The organism is Vibrio sp. S/42/10, from assembly GCF_029890535.1.
Classification (GTDB): Bacteria; Pseudomonadota; Gammaproteobacteria; order Enterobacterales; family Vibrionaceae; genus Vibrio; species Vibrio cyclitrophicus.
This window is the reverse complement of the sequence record NZ_JAKMZC010000017.1, coordinates 1-20479: the sequence shown is the minus strand read 5'-3', so window position 1 is coordinate 20479 and position 20479 is coordinate 1. Positions and strand designations below refer to the sequence as shown.

The 20479-nt window shown below is 42.9% G+C and carries 15 protein-coding genes; 8 read left to right on the top strand and 7 right to left on the bottom strand.

Features of this window, described 5'->3' with window-relative positions; genetic code table 11:
* Positions 1–182 precede the first annotated feature (182 nt).
* The gene (locus L8S15_RS17165; RefSeq protein ID WP_280574353.1) at positions 183–1604 is read right to left on the bottom strand and encodes an FAD-dependent oxidoreductase; all 1422 of its coding nucleotides are present in this window, start codon (positions 1602–1604) and stop codon (positions 183–185) included.
* A 120-nt stretch (positions 1605–1724) separates the two neighbouring features.
* A complete protein-coding gene (locus L8S15_RS17160) occupies positions 1725–2735 on the bottom strand; it encodes a putative 2-aminoethylphosphonate ABC transporter substrate-binding protein (RefSeq protein ID WP_032546573.1) in 1011 nt (336 codons plus the stop codon).
* Between the two features lie 400 nt (positions 2736–3135).
* Here L8S15_RS17160 and phnW point away from each other — a divergent pair, with 400 nt between their 5' ends.
* The 4 genes from phnW (at position 3136) to L8S15_RS17140 (ending at position 8006) form a co-directional block, all read left to right on the top strand.
* Entirely contained in the window at positions 3136–4239 is a 1104-nt protein-coding gene (phnW, locus tag L8S15_RS17155) for a 2-aminoethylphosphonate--pyruvate transaminase (protein ID WP_010428755.1), read from the top strand.
* Entirely contained in the window at positions 4239–5660 is a 1422-nt protein-coding gene (locus L8S15_RS17150) for an aspartate aminotransferase family protein (RefSeq protein ID WP_280574348.1), read from the top strand. Before phnW ends, L8S15_RS17150 begins: the two co-directional genes overlap by 1 nt.
* A gap of 127 nt (positions 5661–5787) precedes the next feature.
* Positions 5788–6606: a phosphonoacetaldehyde hydrolase gene (phnX, locus tag L8S15_RS17145; RefSeq protein WP_016769144.1), complete on the top strand. Its 819-nt coding sequence runs from the start codon at positions 5788–5790 to the stop codon at positions 6604–6606.
* Between the two features lie 329 nt (positions 6607–6935).
* Complete coding sequence (locus L8S15_RS17140; RefSeq protein ID WP_016793610.1) at positions 6936–8006, top strand: OmpA family protein; 1071 nt, start codon at positions 6936–6938, stop codon at positions 8004–8006.
* A 131-nt stretch (positions 8007–8137) separates the two neighbouring features.
* Here the strand turns inward: L8S15_RS17140 and L8S15_RS17135 are convergent, their stop codons facing one another.
* Entirely contained in the window at positions 8138–8536 is a 399-nt protein-coding gene (locus L8S15_RS17135; protein WP_102265229.1) for an OsmC family protein, read from the bottom strand.
* Between the two features lie 196 nt (positions 8537–8732).
* Here L8S15_RS17135 and msrB point away from each other — a divergent pair, with 196 nt between their 5' ends.
* Positions 8733–9875 carry a peptide-methionine (R)-S-oxide reductase MsrB gene (gene msrB, locus L8S15_RS17130; RefSeq protein WP_280574343.1) on the top strand — a complete coding sequence of 381 codons (1143 nt, stop codon included), beginning with the start codon at positions 8733–8735 and terminating at the stop codon, positions 9873–9875.
* Between the two features lie 82 nt (positions 9876–9957).
* On the opposite strand, the gene L8S15_RS17125 is transcribed toward msrB, so the two are convergent.
* On the bottom strand, positions 9958–11325 hold the full coding sequence (locus L8S15_RS17125) for a TrkH family potassium uptake protein (RefSeq protein ID WP_010428729.1): 1368 nt from the start codon (positions 11323–11325) through the stop codon (positions 9958–9960).
* A 9-nt stretch (positions 11326–11334) separates the two neighbouring features.
* Positions 11335–11994 carry a TrkA family potassium uptake protein gene (locus tag L8S15_RS17120; protein ID WP_010428726.1) on the bottom strand — a complete coding sequence of 220 codons (660 nt, stop codon included), beginning with the start codon at positions 11992–11994 and terminating at the stop codon, positions 11335–11337.
* A 184-nt stretch (positions 11995–12178) separates the two neighbouring features.
* Between L8S15_RS17120 and L8S15_RS17115 the strand changes: the two genes are divergently transcribed.
* From L8S15_RS17115 to L8S15_RS17105, 3 genes are all read left to right on the top strand, one after another.
* Positions 12179–13312: a mechanosensitive ion channel family protein gene (locus tag L8S15_RS17115; RefSeq protein ID WP_280574339.1), complete on the top strand. Its 1134-nt coding sequence runs from the start codon at positions 12179–12181 to the stop codon at positions 13310–13312.
* A 74-nt stretch (positions 13313–13386) separates the two neighbouring features.
* Positions 13387–14934, top strand: coding sequence for a mannose-1-phosphate guanylyltransferase/mannose-6-phosphate isomerase (locus L8S15_RS17110; protein ID WP_280574337.1), 1548 nt, complete (start codon positions 13387–13389; stop codon positions 14932–14934).
* 15 nt (positions 14935–14949) lie between these two features.
* Positions 14950–16374, top strand: coding sequence for a phosphomannomutase CpsG (locus tag L8S15_RS17105; RefSeq protein WP_280574335.1), 1425 nt, complete (start codon positions 14950–14952; stop codon positions 16372–16374).
* 117 nt (positions 16375–16491) lie between these two features.
* Here the strand turns inward: L8S15_RS17105 and aroG are convergent, their stop codons facing one another.
* Complete coding sequence (gene aroG, locus L8S15_RS17100) at positions 16492–17544, bottom strand: 3-deoxy-7-phosphoheptulonate synthase AroG (protein ID WP_016767690.1); 1053 nt, start codon at positions 17542–17544, stop codon at positions 16492–16494.
* Between the two features lie 353 nt (positions 17545–17897).
* Positions 17898–20288, bottom strand: a complete 2391-nt coding sequence (locus L8S15_RS17095) for a GGDEF domain-containing phosphodiesterase (protein WP_280574332.1) — start codon at positions 20286–20288, stop codon at positions 17898–17900.
* Positions 20289–20479 lie beyond the last annotated feature (191 nt).

Sequence of the window (20479 nt, the reverse complement as noted above, 5' to 3'; positions counted from 1 at the left end):
TATTGCAGTTGAGTGACAAATTTATAGTAGCTAAATGACAGTTATATTGCAGATATAATAAGCATTAAAGATTGCTATTTGTTCTGCATTAACAGTTCGTTCAACGTTAAAAGCCCTCAGTGACTTGCCCAAAAACCACTGAGAGCCTCAATGCAAACTTCTAATTTAAACGCTAGATTAATCTATGATTCAACCTTGTCGGCTTTGCCCGCCGCACCTGCGAGTTTGGATAACTGTTTATCTAGCCACAATGGCGTGTTACCCGAATCTTCCGCGTTCTCTTTTCTTCGTACAGCATCACGCACCATCATGGCACCTACCCAGCGGAATGGCTCAGGTGGGAAATGCCCAAGCGGTCCTTTGGTTAACCCACAACACGTCCAAGCATTATCGGTTCCGAGTACCACTGCTGACAAAATCTTCCCGCCTATACGGGTTTGAGCAACGCCATTGCCAGAGTAACCAAGCCCATAATAGATATTACTTTGGCCTTTTAGATTACCGAAAAATGGCAATCCGGTGACCGAACGATCTGAGCCGCCTGACCAGTTGTAATCGAATTCACTTTGCTCCAGTTTAGGGAACAGCTTTTGGAATGATTGATTGAGAATCGGCAGGTAATCAGTCGTTTGGTTAAACATGCTTTCAACTTGATTTGCAAACGAGAACTTATTGCCACCTTTACCCAGCATGATTCGCCCGTCCTGGGTATCTCGGTAGTAGTGGACAAAGATACGCGAATCCACCACTGCGGCTCCTTTCTCTGGGCCAAACTGCTTGAGCTTTTCAGGGATAGGCTTAGTCACCACCATATCGGAAGAGACAACCACTATGCTGCGTTTGAACTCTTTAAAGTGATCGAGCATCCACGCATTGAGTGCCAAAATCACTTTATCCGCAAATACGGAACCGCCTTTGGTTTGAATTCGAGCTGGGGAACCATAATCGAGTGATGTCATCTCTGTGTTTTCGTGAATTTCGACACCCAGTTCGAGCGCGACTCGGCGTAAACCTCTAGCCAATAACGCTGGTTGAATACTGCCCGCAGCTTCTGAGTAGTAACCCTCAATGTGGCGATCAGATCCCGCTTTATCAGCCAAAGAATTATCGCACTTCTTCCAGCTATTGATCCCCTGCTTAACCAGCTCATTAACAACAGGTTCCATTCCCCCCTTTTGAGCTTCATTGGTCGCCGTGTAGTAAGTTCCGCTGCGATATAGATGCGCGTCAATCTTGTGTTCGTTACAGAAGGCTTCAATCTCGTAAATGACCTTTTCCGATTCCTTAACCAACCATTTCGCTTGTTCTTTTCCGTAGAGCTTTTTCAGCGTCGGATACTTAGTTGACCACGTCAGCATGCAACCGCCGTTCGCTCCAGAAGCACCGCTACCACATAGGCGTTTTTCAATCACCACAACATGTTTTTCGGGTTGCTGTTGTTTGATTAAAATCGCCGTCCATAAACCCGTATAGCCACCGCCAACAATAGCGATATCACAGTTGACGTCTTTTTGAAGTGGCTTAGCCGAATCTAACCCCGCATTGATGTTGCCAAACTCTTGTTCCAACGCTTGCTTGAACCAATATGAGTAGTGCTTTGTCATTTGTTGTACCTTACTTAAAATCTAAAGGCGTAAAACTAAAAAAGGAAGACCGAAGCCTTCCTTTACTGATTTCTAACTTCTAATGAACTCAATAGTTAATTAACTGAATAGGTCATCAGATTAAGATTTAGGCTCTGATTTAGCGTCAAACTTCTCAGACCATGTTTTCAATACGTCTGCACGCTCGCTGCCCATGCGTGCAAAGTCCATTTTTGCCATGTTCTTTTCGACGTTAGGGAAGTTTTCAATTGTTGCTGTCACATCTTGGTGACCAACAACTGGGTACATTTCGATGTAAAGCTCGTTTGCGGCTTTAGAGATAGACCAATCAACAACGCGCTGCGCCGCATCAGAAGCCTTAACAAGACCTACCGCTTCAGATTCCCAGCCGATACCTTCAGGCGTAATCACTGAAAGTGGAGCGCCTTGAGTTTTCAGCTTAGCGCCACGGCTCGCCATAGAAATACCGATAGCAACTTCCCCCATGCCCGCTTGAACACATGGCTTAGATCCAGAGTGCGTGTAGTGAGCGATGTTTTGATCGAGTTTCTTCATATAGTTCCAACCTTGGTCTTCACCCATGTTTTGTAGCCAAGCCGAAACCTGCATGTAACCCGTACCAGAAGAGGCTGGGTTTGGCATAGCAATGTGGCCTTTGTAGATAGGCTTAGTTAGGTCATCCCAAGACTTAGGTGCCGGTAGGTTCAATTGCTTAGCAACTATTTCGTTAAAGCAAACTGCATTGAAGAATGCGTCATTACCATACCAAGCTTGAGTGGACTGTGGGTCGTTAAGGTTAGCGCGTAATGCTTCTAAACCTTGAGGTGTGTACGGTTTCAGAATGCCTTCTTCTTTAAGCAGAGCCATTGAAGAACCTGCAAGTCCCCAAACTACCTCTGCACGAGGGTTGTTTTTCTCAGCCAATAATTTTGCCGTCATGATCCCTGTTGAATCACGAACCCATTTGATGTTGATGTCTGGGTTTTCACTTTCAAATGCGTTTTTGTATTTCGCTAAAATGTCAGTTTCAAAAGCAGTGTAAACCGTCACTTCCTGTGCTGCATAAGCATTACCAGCGAGTAGAGTTACTAACGCTGCAAGTGATCCTTTCATAAAACGGTTTTTCATCATTTTCTCCAGTCAGGCTCAACTCTAAAGTGAGCAGTTGCCAAAATTAAAAGTTATCGAGGTTTAAAGCTGCCTAGTTTTGGAAGCAACCAATGTTTAACGTTTCTTAAATTAGAAGCCTCATTAAGAGGCGCCTATATCCATAAATTCATTTAGGTTGTTAGTACACGCCTTTACATTGGTATGTACCAGATTGAGAGTATTAACCTAATCGACTTTTATGACGGTTAAATGAACAAAAAATGGCAATTTAAAGATCGGAAAATTTCTCAACACAAGTGACAAATTTGAATATTAAGCTTTTGTTAAAATAACGTTTGGGCTATTTACGACTGCTTAAATTGGTTGTTAAAGTAACCAGAAATACTGGTATAGTCCAAAATACAAATCACGAGAATTGAACATGAGAAACGAATACCTACTACTGACACCGGGTCCTCTATCTACTTCTGAAACCGTTCGCCAAGCGATGCTAAAAGACTGGTGTACTTGGGATGATGAATACAACAAAGACGTTGTTGAAGTGATTCGTAGCAAGCTTGTGACTTTGGCGACTAAGCAGGCGGGATATACAAGTGTATTAATGCAGGGCAGCGGCACTGCTTCAGTTGAAGCAACAATCGGTAGCGTTATCTCTAACAGCGGTAAGCTTCTTGTTGTCGATAACGGGGCGTATGGTGCTCGCATTGCTCAAATCGCAGAATATTTAAACATTCCATGCCATGTCGTTTCCCCAGGTGAAACATCACAGCCTGACTTGAACAAAATGGAAACGGCATTGGCCATGGATTCAGACATTACTCACGTGGCGATTGTGCACTGTGAGACCACCACAGGCATGCTGAATCCAATTGAAGAGATTGCCAAATTGGCAAAACAACACAACAAAACCGTCATTCTTGACGCGATGTCGAGCTTTGGCGGTATTCCTATGGATATTGCTGACTTGGGTATCGATTACATGATCAGCTCAGCAAACAAGTGTATTCAAGGTGTACCTGGATTCGGCTTTGTTATTGCCAAGCAGTCAGAACTGGAGAAGTGTAAAGGCCAAGCTCGCTCATTAAGCCTTGATTTGTTTGACCAATGGCACTGCATGGAAAGCAACCATGGTAAATGGCGCTTCACCTCTCCGACTCACACGGTACGTGCTTTCTACCAAGCCCTGCTTGAACTAGAACAGGAAGGCGGTATCGAAGCTCGTCACAATCGCTACCAAACCAACCAAACCACATTGGTTGCTGGCATGCGTTCTCTTGGCTTTGAACCTTTGCTAAATGATGACCTTCATTCGCCAATCATCACCTCTTTCTACTCTCCAACTCATAGCGATTACCAATTCAAGGAATTCTATGACCGTTTGAAAGAACAAGGTTTTGTGATTTATCCGGGCAAGGTTTCAAACGCAGACTGCTTCCGCATCGGTAACATCGGTGAAGTTTACCCGTCAGACATTGAAGCCCTCATTGGCGCAGTGAAAAACGCTATTTACTGGGACATCAAATAATGACGACGACCAATCAAGAGCCTGTTCTAAAGGCAACACACTTTCGAAGTGAAGGCGATGTGAACACCACGCCAGCGCGTGAAAAGTGGAATGAGTCGCTAAACGATGATGCGACTCAAGCGATGTTAAAGCGCGATTCTGACGTGTTTCTTCATCAAGCGATGTCAACGCCTTGTCTAGATACACTTGAAGCCGCTGAAGGCATCTACATTCAAGATGCGACTGGCAAGAAGTACATGGACTTTCACGGTAACAACGTTCATCAGTTAGGTTATGGCCACCCACACATCATTAATAAAGTGACTCAGCAAATGGCGTCATTGCCGTTTTCACCGCGTCGCTTTACCAATGAAACAGCCGTTCAATGCGCTGAAAAGCTGACACTGATCTGCGGTGGTGAATTGAACCGCGTGTTGTTTGCTCCAGGTGGTACTTCGGTTATAGGCATGGCACTCAAACTGGCTAGACATGTCACCAACAACTTCAAAGTCGTTTCATTGTGGGATTCCTTCCATGGCGCGTCACTCGATGCAATTTCAGTGGGTGGTGAAGCCTGTTTTCGTGAAGGTATGGGGCCGTTAATGGCAGGCGTAGAACGTATTCCACCAGCGGTTTCCTATCGTGGTGCTTTTTCGCTTCGCGGGCAAAACTCAGGCGATGCGAACGAGACCGCATGTGATGTGCACTACGCCGATTACCTTGAGTATGTGATTGAAAAAGAAGGCGGTATTGGAGCCTTCATCGCAGAAGCTGTTCGTAACACCGATGTTCAAGTGCCAAGTAAGGCTTATTGGAAACGCATCCGTGAGATCTGTGACAAACACAACGTCATGTTGATCATCGACGACATTCCAAACGGCATGGGTCGCAGTGGCGAATGGTTTACACACCAAGCTTTTGATATCGAACCTGACATTCTTTGTATCGGTAAAGGTTTTGGCGGCGGCTTGGTTCCAATTGCAGCCATGGTCACCAAAGATAAATACAACACGGCAGCGCAAGTCTCACTGGGTCATTACACCCATGAGAAAAGCCCTATTGGCTGCGCGGCAGCACTCGCAACCATGGAAGTAATTGAACAAGAAAACCTACTTGAAAAAGTACAAGCGGACAGCGAATTCGTACGTGAACAGCTGCTTCAAATGAAAGAGAAGTACCCAGTCATTGGTGACGTTCGCGGCATCGGCCTGCTCTGGGGGGTGGAATTGGTCACAGATCATATCACCAAAACCCGAGCGTTCGATGAAGCGGAAGCAGTACTTTACCAATGTCTAAACGATGGTCTGAGCTTCAAGGTGTCACAAGGTAACGTGATTCAATTGAGCCCACCATTGATCATCAGCCGCAGCGAACTAGAAGTCGCGATGTCTGTATTCGAAAAAGCGATAGCAAAAGTCTGCAAAGACTTTGAATACCTTTGAATCACCTTTTAAAGCACGTCTTGAAGCAATAATTTCAAGCAACCAATAACCTAAAGCAACCCGTAACCTCCCGACTGAACCTTTGAATTTTAAACAGGCGGGAAGTGACACACAATAGGACATTATTATGAACACTACATCACCTATCCAAGCGGTTATCTTTGACTGGGCTGGCACTATCGTTGATTTTGGATCGTTTGCTCCAACAAGCATCTTCGTTGAAGCATTCAGACAAGGTTTTGACTTTGATATAGACCTAGCAGAAGCGCGTGAACCTATGGGGATAGGCAAATGGGATCATATCCAAGCGGTCGGTCGAATTCCAGCTGTTGACGCTCGTTGGAATGCTCAGTTCGGACGCTCGATGACCAGTGAAGACGTTGATGCGATCTACGCGGCATTCATGCCTCTTCAGAAAGCAAAAGTAGCCGACCATGCCGAACCAATCTTGAATGCAATAGAGGTTGTGAATAACCTAAAGGAGAAGAACGTAAAAATCGGTTCTTGCTCAGGTTATCCGCGCGAAGTGATGGATGTTTTAATTCCTGCTGCTGCAGATTACGGTTACCAACCAGACAATGTAGTAGCAACGGATGACTTACCGCAAGGTGGCCGTCCGGCTCCATTCATGGCGCTTAAAAACGTCATTGATCTAGGTGTAACTAGCGTTGCTGCATGTGTGAAAGTAGACGACGCTGCACCGGGGATCGATGAAGGTCACAATGCAGGTATGTGGACAGTAGGCCTTGTACTATCAGGTAACGAGGCTGGATTGACGTACCAAGAATACTTAGACGCAGACGAAGCAACACTTGCATTGGCACGTGAAAAAGCGAGCGTGAAGCTAAACAAATCAAACCCTCACTACCTGATTGATACTATTACAGACTTACCTGGTGCAATTGCCGATATAGAGAAGCGTTTACTCGCCGGCGAACGCCCATAAAATTTATAAAACACGAGCAGTAAATACACACAAAAAGTAAAAATTAAACCTCGAGAACCGAACAATGGCACGAGGTTTCTTCATTTCCAACATTTGAGACAACATACTATTGACAAATAAAACAGTAAATAGCACTTTAAATATATAATTTTTAACAATTTCATTGACTACGATACGCAATCAGATTAACAATATAAGTACTAAGTAAAAAATAGATCCAGCTGGACCAACGCCTTGATTTACTTATTATAAGCAGTGTCATCAACTAATAAGTGATCGTTTTACTGGCAAGTTCAGATAACAATAATAGTTAATCCAAGGATAAGATTATGAAAAGACTGTCAAAAATCATGTGTGCTGTTGTTGCCGCTTCAGGCTTAGCTGCTGCTCCTTCAATTGCTGCAACCACTTATGTTGGTGCAAAAGTCGGCCTAGGCTGGTTAGACAGCGCGTGTGTAAGCGGTACTAAATGTGATGATGATGCAATTGGTGCTGGTATCTACTCTGGTTATAATTTCACAGAAAGACTTGGCATTGAGTTGAGTTCTGATTTCTTAGGTGATTACAAAACTAGCTTTTCGAAGAATGGCACTACATCATCGTTTAGCGATCCTTTGATCGCAATTTCCTTAACTCCAATGTACCGCCTACCGGTACAGCAAGAGTTTGACGTATTCTTCAAAGCGGGTCCTGCTTACATTTCTCACGGTGGTGAAGATGATGTTGTTTTCGCTGCTGGTATCGGCCTAGAGAAGCAGCTGTCTTCTAATTGGGCGGTGCGTGCTGAATACCAATACTTCGATGATTTCGACGACAACTATGTTCAAGATCTGAACTCAAACCTACTGTCTGTTGGTGTTAGCTACAATTTCGGTACAGGCAACACAACGGCATCAGCGGCTGCAGCAGCTTCTTCTGCCGTTGCTGTAACACAAGCACCATCTGAGCCAATCACAGAGCCTGCAGTTGTTGTGGAAGAGAAAACAACGGTAGTTGTTACTAAAGCGCAAACTGAAAGCTTCTCTCAAGGTATGTTTGAAACAAACAGCACTGAACTGTCTACCGACGGAAAAATTGCTCTAATGCCAATCGTTGAAGTACTTAAAGCTCACCCACAATCATCAGTTGATGTTGTTGGTCACACCGATTCAACAGGTTCAGCAGAATACAACATGATGATCTCTAAGAAACGTGCTGCTGCTGTAGCTGCATACATCGAAGAGCAAGGCATTGAATCAGACCGCATTTCAGCGTCTGGCCAAGGTGAAGAGAATCCTATTGCATCAAACGATACTGCAGAAGGCCGCGCTCAAAACCGCCGTGTTGACGCAACTATCCCTGCTTTTGAATACCAGCAAGAAGTACAAGTAGAAGAAGTTATCGTAGAAGCTGCTGAGTAATAGCACTCTACCTTAATTGCAATAATAAGGGCAGAGTACTCGAAAGTGCTCTGCCCTTTTCTTTATCTGCCTTTGTCCATAAACCGTAAGCTGTAAAATCAGCCTCACGCCAAAACGGTACAATCAGAAGACTAGACGATTTCCCAACTGTGGGTCATTTCTACGCCCTCACCCAGCATTAGGCACACTGAACAGTACTTTTCTAACGAATCTGCACATACCTTAGCGACAAGCTCAGGAGTAAGATTATCACCAGACACTTCAAAATGAATATTAATTACGGTAAAGATTTTTGGTGCGGTTTCACGACGTGTCGTTGTTAGTTTTGCGTTACAACCTGTGATGTTCTGACCTGCAGATTTCAAACCATCAACCACATCAACAGAGCTACAACCACCTGCGGCCATTAATACCATTTCCATAGGGCTTGGCGCCGTAGCACCGCCACTTCCATCCATCACCACAGAGTGCCCTGATTGAGACTTACCCAAGAATTTAAAGTCTTCGATCCATTTAACTTCTGCTTGCATGTTGTTCCTTAGATGTACAAACGTCATCATTATCTAGTGTTTTATATCAATGCCTACACCCTACTACTGGCGGCATTTAGGAGCAAGATTTTCTCTATGGCATATTTTTTTGTAAATGATGTAATTTTTTCCATCCAAAACCTGTCTCTATACGTACATTCAAAATCGAATGAAAGAACGTCAAGATGAGGTATTTATGAATAAATTATCTAAAATATTGGTATCACTCGTGGTTACCCTGCCACTGATTTCGCTATTTGTGAGCCAAGCTGGCACTGCCAATACAATGGATAAAACGGCCAATTCGGGAAAAAATGAAATAGCAACACTGGCCGGAGGTTGTTTTTGGTGTACAGAATCTGATCTAGAAAAACTACCAGGCGTAACTGACGTTATCTCTGGATATTCTGGTGGCGAATTAGAGAATCCAACCTACAAGCAAGTCTCATCCGGTAAGTCAGGGCACATCGAAGTGATTAATGTCACTTATAATCCTGATGTCGTTAGCTACGAGCAGGTACTTGACCAATTCTTCAGACACATAGACCCAACTGATGACAAAGGATCATTTGTCGATAGAGGTCCACAATATCGACCTGCTATTTTCTATCGTAGCCAAGAGCAAAAAGACGTAGCTCAGAATTTCATGATGGAAATCGACAAAGCTCAGATCTTTGGAGAGCCATTGAAAACCGAACTGATTAAATTTGAAAAATTTTGGCCAGCAGAAGATTATCACCAAGATTATTACAAGAAGAGCAAAGTTCGTTACAACTATTACCGCTATGCATCGGGTCGTGATCAGTATCTAGATAAGATCTTCGGTGAAGATAGAAAAGAAAACCCGAAAACTATCCGTCAGCTCATAGACAGCAAAAATACGACAACCAATACTAAGACCTACGTTAAGCCGTCTGATGCAGAGATTAAAGCAACGCTAACCTCACTGCAGTACGATGTGACACAGGATGATGCAACAGAGCGTCCGTTTGATAACAAATACTGGGATAACAAGCAGGAAGGTATTTATGTCGATATTGTAACGGGTGAGCCGCTATTCTCTTCAAAAGACAAATACAAGTCTGGTACAGGTTGGCCGAGCTTTACTCAACCAATCAGTGAAGCATATGTCGTAACCACCACTGACTACAAACTGCTTTACCCAAGAACAGAGGTTCGCAGTAAGTTTGGTGATTCTCACCTAGGACATGTATTTAAAGATGGTCCAAAGCCAACGGGTCTACGATACTGTATGAACTCAGCCGCCATGCGCTTTATCCCAGCGGACAAACTGGCAGACGAAGGCTACGAAGAATATGTAGAACTATTCGAGGGCTAATAGCTAATAAATAAAGCTAGATATTAAACATCAAAGCCAGCATATCGCTGGCTTTGTTTTAGTTACCGTAAAACCCACAAACTTAACCTGTTAACACCGTATCTTCTGGGTATTTCAACAAAGAAGGCTCTGGGCGAGCTAACATGTAGGCCAAAGTCAAAGGTCCAATCCGTCCAATCACCATCACTACAATCATAATGTATTTTCCCGGTTCAGAAAGATTAGCCGTTAACCCTGCCGTCAACCCAACCGTAGCAAAAGCAGAGATCACTTCGAACATCACTCGATCAAACGCCGCCTTTTCAGTCAGCATTAACAAAAACATCGCGGTCGTTAATAGCGCTCCGCTGACCACAATAATGGCCAAAGACTTTGTTACCACTTGCCAAGTTACCGTGCGTTTGAACATCACTACATGCTTTTTCTGACGCAGGAACGTCCACGTCGCGACAAATGCCACAGCAAAGGTCGAGACCTTAATCCCACCCCCTGTTGAAGTAGAGCCTGCACCTATCAACATCAGTACTATCATCACCAACAATGCGGGCTGAGTGTACTGAGACAAATCGACACTATTGAACCCAGCAGTACGTGCACTCGCAGACTGGAAAAACGCCGCTAACCACTGACCTTGGATAGACAAACCTTCCATCGTTGCAGGGTTACTTCTCTCCAGTAACCAAAACAACACAGTACCAACTAACAATAGGGTAGGCGTCGCCGTTAGCATTATCTTGGTATGCAAATGTAAATGCTTGAAACCCTTGCGCCAGTTACTAGATAAGTCACCAACGACCGTAAAACCTAAACCACCAAAAATAAATAGACCAGCCAGAGTGAAGATCACCAATGGATCGTCAACAAAGCTCATCATACTGTCTGAAAACAGAGCAAAACCAGCGTTATTGAATGCGGATATCGCATGGAAAAGTGCGTAAAAACTTCCCGTTGTCCAGCCCATTTCAGGAATCCAACGAAAACAGAGCAACACAAAACCAATAAACTCTGCAACCAATGCAAAAATGATGATCTTCTTCACCAATTTCCGAAGGTTTATCTTACGATCTTGCCCAAGCGCTTCTTTCGCTAACGCTTGTTGTTTCAAACTTAGCCGAACACCAAACATGTAGAGCAATACCGCAGACAGCGTCATCTGCCCCAACCCACCAACTTGCATCAAAAACATCAACAAGATCTTTCCAGATAGAGTGAAATGCTCACCAGTATCAACCACACCTAAACCTGTCACACTGATCGCTGACGTCGCTGTAAACAGTGCATCTGTAAAGCTGAGCCCTGTCACAGAGAAAACAGGTAACGTAAGTAGTATCGCCGAAGGAATAAGCACCGCGAGAAAGCTCGTCAGGATAACCTTAGGTTCAGAACCTTTCTTGCGCTTTTCATCTTGCTCTAAAGCGTAAAACAGCCCTCTTCGATTTAACGAATTCATAGACTCACCTTACGATAAGTTTTTGAGTTTATGAGCCAACAGCGTCTTAGGTCCCGCAATAATGACCACATCACCAATTTCCAAACTGATGTCTAACGATGGCGCTTTGGTTAAGTTCGGGCCACGCTTAAAGCCCAAGACTTGTACATCAGTTTCTTTACACAGACTTAAATCGCAAAGTCGTTTGCCTAAGAATTTATGACCGATTACGATTTCTGTCATCGCTAGTCCACTGCCCAGGTCGATAAACTCAAGCACGCGTTTGTCTAACATTTTTCGGGCAACACGTATTCCCATATCTCGCTCTGGCATAATGATATGATCGGCACCAATCTTAGAGAGAATCTTGCCGTGAAACTTATCATTGGCCTTAACCCAAACCGTTTTAGCCCCAGCTTCTTTGACGACCAGTGTCGCTAGAATACTAGAGTTAACATCCGCCCCGATAGAGACCATGACCATGTCATAGTCGTCCAATCTAAGCTCAACCACAGTCTCTTCATTGGCACAGTTAGCAACAATCCCCTGCGACACAAAAGCGGCCGCTTCTTTCACTTTCTCTTCATCAATATCAACAGCAAGAACTTGAGCTCCTGAATCTTGAAGCTCCTTACACACAGACAGACCAAAGCGCCCTAATCCAATAACTGCAAATTGTTTGTCACTCATTCACCGCTCCATTTAAAAAGCTACTTAACGTCGAAAACCGATGACTAAATTGTCTTCATACCGAAAAACGACTATATATGCATAGATAAATAAAAATGTCAGCTAATCGCTTGATTTATAAAGGTAGAGAACAAAAGTGATTTCTGCTAATTTCTAACCCATAATTTCTGCGGCAGTACACACAATGAATGAATTCGTAACCCAAGTTCAAACCTACATCAACCAGAGCCATAGTGATTGGGCAAATAGTGTTCTATTTATCACCATTGCGAGTTTTTTCGCTTGGGTAGCTTGGCGACTTATCCATAACCGTCTAGAACTACTGGTTCAGAAGACCCAATTTCATTGGGATGATCTATTACTTGAAGCACTAAAAGCACCTGTCAGCACGTTACTTTGGTGTTGGCCTGCAACTGTCTCTATCGGCTTAGTCCTTCAAGATCAATTTGGTAATGAGATCAACTGGTTAAAAACACTTAAGCATATATTGATTATATGTACATTTGTATGGTTTACATTACGGATGATCAGCAACTCTGAAGCGTATGTTTTAGAGCAAAAAAACAGAGATGAAACCACAGTTCAAGCTATCGCGAAGGTCGCTCGGCTGTTCTTCATGGTGATGGGTGGCCTAACTATCATGCAGGCGTTTGGGCTCAGCCTATCTGGTTTACTCACCTTTGGTGGTGTCGGTGGTTTAATTGTCGGTCTGGCTGCGAAAGATCTACTATCTAACTTCTTTGGCGGCATGATGATTTACTTCGACCGACCGTTTAAAGTCGGCGATTGGATACGCTCTCCCGACCGTCAAATTGAAGGAACCGTAGAACGCATTGGCTGGCGTATGACGATAATTCGCACTTTTGATAAGCGTCCTCTTTATGTTCCAAACTCAGTATTCAGCAGTATTGTAGTAGAGAACCCATCGAGAATGCTAAACCGCAGAATCAATGAGACCTTTGGACTTCGTTATCAAGATGCAGACAAACTCGCCCTCATTGTTGATGACGTAAAAACCATGCTTGAAAACCACAAAGATATCGATGCCAAGCAAACACTCATCGTCAACTTTGATAAATTTGGGCCATCAACGCTAAACTTCTTTATTTACACTTTTACAAAAACCGTCAACTGGGTGAGGTACCACAAAGTTAAACAGGATGTGCTGTTACAGGTATTAGATATTATTCATAAGCACGATGCCGATATTGCATTCCCAACTCAGACACTTAAGATTGACTCTCAAGACATTGATCGCTCTCAAGACATTAGTCGCTCTCAAGATCTTAGTAATTCACACCCTGAGACTCATAGATAGCCAAGGTCGATAAAAAAGATGTGTAAGGCGTGATAACATGGTGGTAGTAGTCCTATATAACTCATTACCACTTTATGATTTTACCTGTCATCTTAGCTGGCGGCTCTGGTAGTCGCCTCTGGCCATTATCTCGCGAACTCTACCCTAAGCAATTTCTAAGTATTGCTGGTGAGCATTCAATGTTGCAACAAACACTGCAACGCTTACGTGGTCTAGAAAAATTTGTTGTTGATACTAATTGTTGTGCCCCTTTCATCATCTGCAATGAAGAACATCGTTTTATCGCTGCCGAACAAGTACGATCGGCAGAGCTTCAACACAGTGGTATTCTGTTGGAACCCGTTGGAAGAAACACGGCTCCCGCGATCGCATTAGCAGCCTTACAAGCTTTAGGTAATTCGACAGATAACAAAACAAATGATTCTGACCCGATCTTGTTAGTATTGGCTGCCGATCATCACATCGTTAAAACATTGGAGTTTCAACAAGCCGTGAGTCGTGGTGTCGAGTATGCCGAACAAGGCAAACTGGTCACATTCGGCATTACTCCGAGCTCCCCTGAGACAGGTTATGGTTATATCAAGCAGGGTCTTCCTATTTCCTCTATTAACCAGGCAAACAACAGCACTACAGCGACAGACAACAAAACTACAGAACAACCCGTCCATCATGCTTATACCATTGAGTGCTTTATTGAAAAACCAGATAAATCAACAGCAGAAAGTTACGTTAGCTCTGAGCAATACTTGTGGAACAGCGGCATGTTTATGTTCAAGGCGTCACGCTATCTTGAAGAACTAGCCGAACATCACCCAAGAATTTTAACAGCCTGCAAGCTCGCTCTTGCAAAGCAAAATACCGACCTCGACTTTATTCGTATCGATGCCGAAGCATTCAAACATAGCCCAAGCGATTCCATCGATTATGCGGTGATGGAAAAAACTTCACACGCTGCAGTGATCCCAATGGACGTCGGTTGGAATGATATCGGCTCATGGTCTGCTATTTGGGACGTAAGCGATAAAGATGAACATAACAACGTCATTGAAGGTGATGTGTTAACCGTCGACTCTCAGTACAACTACATTCATTCTGAGAATAAACTGGTGGCGACTGTGGGGGTTGATAACCTTATCATTGTAGAAACCAAAGACGCCATACTGGTTGCTGATAAGAACAAAGTCCAGGGTGTTAGATCGATAGTAAACCAACTCCACCAAGCTGGTCGAACAGAGCATCTTCAACACCGAGAGGTATTTAGGCCTTGGGGGAAATACGATGTTGTTGATTTAGGAAAGCGCGACAAAGTGAAGCGTATTACCGTGAAGCCTGGCCATAAGCTTTCGCTACAAAGGCATCATCACAGAGCTGAGCATTGGGTGGTGGTGGCAGGTACTGCAAAAGTAACCAATAGCGACAAAACGTATTTAATCGAAGAAGATCACTCCACTTACATCCCTTTAGGTCATATTCACAGCCTAGATAATCCAGGGAGGCTCCCACTCGAGATGATTGAAGTACAAACAGGGAGTCACTTGAGTGAAGACGATATCATCCGATATCAAGACAGCTATGGACGAGAAGTTTTAGACGACCATCAATCTAAAAGCACCACGGAATAAAGTGACGACTGCATAATGAAACCAACATTAGATCTCAGTTGCTTTAAGAACAACGATATTCGTGGCATCATCGGATCTCAAATCAGTGAGCCGTTCGCCTATTTGCTCGGCAAGGCATTTGGCGAATACACCCTATCCACGACACCTGAGACATCATTCGATGGCTTAGCTCAAGTGGTGATTGGTCGTGATAACCGAGAAACGTCCCCTTCATTACAAGAAGCCATGACCAAAGGCTTAATCGAGTCTGGGATAGCCGTCATAGACCTAGGTATGACTGGCACTGAAGAAGTCTACTTTGCGACTCGTCACCTAAAAGCGATTGGCGGAATACAAATCACAGCCAGCCATAACCCAATCAATTACAACGGAATGAAATTGGTAGGCGTAGGTGCCAGTCCGCTCAGTAAACATAGCGGTTTGAATGAGATAAAGCAGCGAATTCTCAATCTCGAGTCTAAGCTAGTTAACCTTTGCGATAACCCAACCGTGGCTCAGCACGCCGATGCTGAACATCTATCTACTTTACAACCTTATATCGACCACCTGCTTTCATATATAGCTCCTTCTAAACTGTTACCAATGAAAATTGTGGTGAACGCAGGAAACGGCGTTGCCGGGCATATAATAGATGCTTTAGAAGACCGCTTTACTGCACTCGATACCCCTATTACTTTTATCAAGGTTCAACATACACCTGATGGAAAATTCCCAAATGGCATTCCCAACCCATTGATTAAAGAAAATCAAACAGCGACTCGAAATGCAGTCTTAGAACATTCCGCAGATCTAGGAATTGCGTGGGATGGCGATTTCGACCGTTGTTTTTTCTTTGACGAAAAAGGCAATTACATTGAGGGTTATTATATTGTTGGTTTGTTAGCTGAAGCATTCTTAATGAAGGAGCGTAACGCAACCGTATTGCACGACATGCGTATGACATGGAACACGATTGAAGTCGCCAAGCAACTTGATGGAAACGCTATTGCAGTTAAAGCTGGACACGCACTGATAAAAGAAAAAATGCGGCAAACCCACGCTATTTATGGCGGAGAAATGAGTGCTCACCATTATTTCCGTGATTTTGGTTACTGTGATTCAGGAATGATACCTTGGCTATTAGTTATCGAACTGGTCTCGAAAACTCAACAGTCCCTTTATCAATTGACTAGTGTCAGTATTAGTAAATTCCCGTCATCTGGGGAGATAAATCGAAAAGTATCCAACCCAGATCTAGTCATAGCTTCGGTATTAGCATACTACCAAGACTGCGCCGTTTCGATCGATTACGTCGATGGTCTTAGTATGGATATGGGATCGTGGCGCTTCAATTTAAGACAATCGAATACAGAGCCATTAATACGTCTCAATGTAGAGACCAAGCAAAATCCAACTTTATTATCAGACAAAGTAAAAGAGCTACTGTCTTTTCTCGTATAAACGAGCTTAACCCCCAAACCTATAGCCTAACCTAAGCGGTGTAACCCACATAAAAAGCCCTCATTAGTTTTCGCTAATGAGGGCTTTTTATGTCTAAGCTACCTTTCGGTGGCTATTCTATTTATTACGACGCGCTTCAACAGCGTCTGCTAGTTGACGAAGTACTGTTTCAGTATCTTCCCAGCCAATACAAGCATCGGTAATAGACTGACCGTATGTTGCCGCCTTGCCATCAACCAAATCTTGACGACCTTCAACTAGGTGAGACTCAATCATCACACCGAAAATTGCTTTGTCTCCGCCAGCAACCTGTGCACTTACATCGTCAGATACGTTCATTTGACGTTTGAACTGCTTAGAGCTGTTTGCGTGGCTAAAATCAATCATTACTTTTTGTGGTAGACCAGACGCCGCCAGTTCCGCTTTGATCTTACCTACATGCTCAGCACTGTAGTTTGGCTCTTTACCGCCACGCAGAATGATATGACAATCAGGGTTACCTGCCGTTTCAACGATAGCTGAATGACCATACTTAGTCACTGATAAAAAGTGGTGAGAAGCACCTGCCGAACGAATCGCATCTGTTGCGATCTTGATGTTGCCATCAGTACCATTCTTAAAACCAACTGGACAAGACAGACCAGAAGCTAGTTCACGGTGAACTTGAGATTCAGTCGTACGTGCGCCAATTGCGCCCCAGCTAATTAGATCAGCCACATATTGAGGCGTAATCATATCTAGGAATTCACTTGCCGTTGGCATGCCAAGATCGGTTAGATCAAGCAGTAGTTTACGCCCTAAACGAAGACCATCGTTTAGTTTGAATGTATCATCCATGTACGGGTCATTAATTAGCCCTTTCCAACCAACAGTTGTACGTGGTTTTTCAAAGTAAACACGCATTACGATTTCAAGCTTATCGCCTAGTTCATCACGCAGTACTTTCAAACGTTTACCGTATTCAAGTGCCGCTTCTGTGTCATGAATAGAACATGGGCCTACGATAACAAGTAAGCGATCATCGCTGTCTTCTAAAATATTGTGAATCGCTTTACGGCTTTCAAAGGTTGTAGAAGAAGCAATTTCTGTCGCTGGAAACTTTTCTAAAACAGCAACAGGTGGTAATAACTCTTTTACTTTGTTAATTCTTACATCATCAGTCTGGAACATTGCTTACTTCTTCCTTTTTTCTATCCTTGAGCTGAATGTACGTTGTCTCACGTAACTTTCTATCAGCACTAATCTTCTTGTTCCCTGTAACTTAACTAGTAAAAACTCTAGTTTCAATCACTAATTGAAAATAAACGCAATTTTTTTTGTGTTTTATATTTAAAACACCCTGTACAACATTATTTACACGCTATCGATTGCGTAATTTATAGGGAAGGAAGAGCATCTATTCTGCATGTATGTAATAGACCTGCATCGCTTGATAAGGAGCAGCCTAACGTCACCGAGAAAGCAGGAAAAGCGATGTATCATTCCAAAACTCAAAACCAGTATGATTTTATAGTGTCGGATCTCTAACTGTACTCAGGCAAAGACCCTCTTTTCCACGCATCGATAAAATCATTTTCTCTTAAAGGTTTGGATAGTAAAAATCCTTGTACTGCCTGACACCCTTTGCTTCGAACGTAATCCAGCTGACTTGCTGTTTCTATGCCTTCTGCAATGATATTGAGATCATAAATTTTGGCCATTTCTATGATCACTTCGATGAGCTGTTTATCTGTTGATTCAGAATCAATAGCGTTAACAAACATACGGTCGATCTTAAGCGTATCGATAGGGTAACTTATCAATTGACTAAAGGCCGTATAGCCAGTACCAAAATCGTCGAGAGAAACCTTTACTCCTAGCTCTTTCAATTCCTTAAGCCTCTCGATGTTCTGTTTATCTCCAGGTATAAAGCAGGTTTCAGTGATTTCCATTTCGACCATGTGGGCTGGAATTTCATAGCGCATTAGCATTCCAGAAAGTACATTGACAAAGTCGGAATTAGAAAGCTGCCAAGATGAGAAGTTAATCGCTAACGTACCATCGAAGTCCAGGTCTTGTATCCAAACTGATAGCCTCTGCAGAGCATTCTCTAAAACCCAATAATCAATATGTTTAATTAAGCCTGACGATTCTGCTATTGGTATAAAATCGGCTGGCCCATATGACCGTAAAGCCTCGTAGTTCGTTCGTATTAAAACTTCAGCACCTTTTATCTTGCCCTTTTCTATATCATAAACAGGCATATAGGTTAGATACATCTGATTAGTTCTAATCGCCTCTTTCAGATCTTCATTGATTTGAGCATGACGCTTTATCTCCCTATCCATCTCCTTTGAATAGAATTGATAATGATTTTTTCCCGCAATCTTTTTGCAACTATACATCGCTGAATCTGCATTGTTGACCAATTTGGTGACCGTTTTAGCATCATCAGGGTATACCGAAATACCCACACTAACACCAACATCAAATTGAATCCCATCCACTTCGAAGCCGCTCTCAAAGAGAGATAGAATTCGATCAGCAAACTCAGTAAGTATATTTAAGTCGTCCAACCCTCCCACGATGATGGCAAACTCATCACCTGATAACCTCGCAAACTCAACATCAGATATAGTTAGTGTTTCCCACTCAAAATCAACAAAGCTCTCGACGAGGCGCTCTGCAAACACGACGAGTAAGTGGTCCCCTATATGATGCCCATATTTGTCATTCACGTGTTTAAAGTTATCGATATCAAAGTAAATAACCGCGCCCTTTTTATCCGTTTTAGTGCAGTTATTCATTATGCGTGTGATATCTAGATTGAATTTTTTTCTATTTGGTAAGCCCGTCAGAGAATCTTTTTTTGCTAATCCATCGAGCTCAGTGATCAAGTTAATAAACTTATTGGTAAGGATGGAGACTTCGTCGTTACTTTTAGAACGTTCTATGTAGACCAAATCATCATAATTTACGGACTCTACTTGCTCACTAAGCCTCTCTACTGGCTTAATAACCTGTTTTACGATAAGCCATTTTAGTATTAAGAAAGTAACCACAGTGACTAACAATACAATAACGGCATAAAGAAGCTGAAAGGGTTTATACCACTCATTGAGTTGTTCTTGGGGGAGAAAAATTTTAATAGACCATAAGTCATGCACTAATTGAAAACCAAATTCATAGTCTGGTTGGGTAATCTCTTTTATCTGTTCTGCGTTCGTCAGCGAATGCGAGGTAGAATTAGGTTTAAGTATTAGCTGGGCATATGGACCAACCTTACTTTTTACCGACTCTTGGAATTCGTCATAGTGTCCCGCTTTAGCGCGAATCACTGCTGTTAGTAACGTCTGGCCTTTAGAAAAAGTTGGGATAGTAAAACTTTGTTCGGGTGTAAATGTCTTTATGATAAAAAACTCAGGGCCTTCAACTCCGTCGTCTAGTTTGTAAGTAGAGGCGTTAACGCGAGCAACACCTTTCAAATCTAATGCTTGTTTAATCGTAGCAAGGTGGTCCGTCACAACCGTATCAGCAGAGTATTTTTTAAATGGATCTGACGTATTAAAGTATATAAGCTCTTCGCCATTAATATCCACCAGAGCAAAGCTTTCGATCGCACCGTGGTTGAGCTTCAACTGATTAATATACCTCGCTAACTCTTTCTCCATGTAATACTGAGTGGTGTCATCATATATTTCAAAAAGATACTTTTGAATATAGTAGCTCTCTAGACTCATTCTAATTGCGAAATCTAACTCTCTAAACGCTTCATTAAGGTCATGAGAGATATAACCAAGCTCGTTATGTAATCTTTCAGATAGCGACGAATTCAGATGCATTTTTTGACTGGTATACGAAAACACACCGGCGATGGAGAAGATAACCACCATAACGGGAAGCAAAATATAATTGATCTTTAGCGACAGTTTCATTTTCTGTCTTTTATTTTTGGTTATGAATAACAGTGAGTATTTGACTTCTCAGATCTGAAGCTTCTTACCCTTAGAAAAAAATAATGACAGAAATCCTTGATGTATTTTTATGACAAATCTATCTTTGATATGTGGGTAGCATATCGAGGATTGTTTTGTGATAGAAACGTACAAAGAAAAATGTTCTGATG

Coding starts and splice junctions, on each gene's coding strand:
- L8S15_RS17165 (WP_280574353.1), bottom strand. CDS start 1,604: ATGACAAAGCACTACTCATATTGGTTCAAGCAAGCGTTGGAACAAGAG.
- L8S15_RS17160 (WP_032546573.1), bottom strand. CDS start 2,735: ATGATGAAAAACCGTTTTATGAAAGGATCACTTGCAGCGTTAGTAACT.
- phnW (WP_010428755.1), top strand. CDS start 3,136: ATGAGAAACGAATACCTACTACTGACACCGGGTCCTCTATCTACTTCT.
- L8S15_RS17150 (WP_280574348.1), top strand. CDS start 4,239: ATGACGACGACCAATCAAGAGCCTGTTCTAAAGGCAACACACTTTCGA.
- phnX (WP_016769144.1), top strand. CDS start 5,788: ATGAACACTACATCACCTATCCAAGCGGTTATCTTTGACTGGGCTGGC.
- L8S15_RS17140 (WP_016793610.1), top strand. CDS start 6,936: ATGAAAAGACTGTCAAAAATCATGTGTGCTGTTGTTGCCGCTTCAGGC.
- L8S15_RS17135 (WP_102265229.1), bottom strand. CDS start 8,536: ATGCAAGCAGAAGTTAAATGGATCGAAGACTTTAAATTCTTGGGTAAG.
- msrB (WP_280574343.1), top strand. CDS start 8,733: ATGAATAAATTATCTAAAATATTGGTATCACTCGTGGTTACCCTGCCA.
- L8S15_RS17125 (WP_010428729.1), bottom strand. CDS start 11,325: ATGAATTCGTTAAATCGAAGAGGGCTGTTTTACGCTTTAGAGCAAGAT.
- L8S15_RS17120 (WP_010428726.1), bottom strand. CDS start 11,994: ATGAGTGACAAACAATTTGCAGTTATTGGATTAGGGCGCTTTGGTCTG.
- L8S15_RS17115 (WP_280574339.1), top strand. CDS start 12,179: ATGAATGAATTCGTAACCCAAGTTCAAACCTACATCAACCAGAGCCAT.
- L8S15_RS17110 (WP_280574337.1), top strand. CDS start 13,387: ATGATTTTACCTGTCATCTTAGCTGGCGGCTCTGGTAGTCGCCTCTGG.
- L8S15_RS17105 (WP_280574335.1), top strand. CDS start 14,950: ATGAAACCAACATTAGATCTCAGTTGCTTTAAGAACAACGATATTCGT.
- aroG (WP_016767690.1), bottom strand. CDS start 17,544: ATGTTCCAGACTGATGATGTAAGAATTAACAAAGTAAAAGAGTTATTA.
- L8S15_RS17095 (WP_280574332.1), bottom strand. CDS start 20,288: ATGAAACTGTCGCTAAAGATCAATTATATTTTGCTTCCCGTTATGGTG.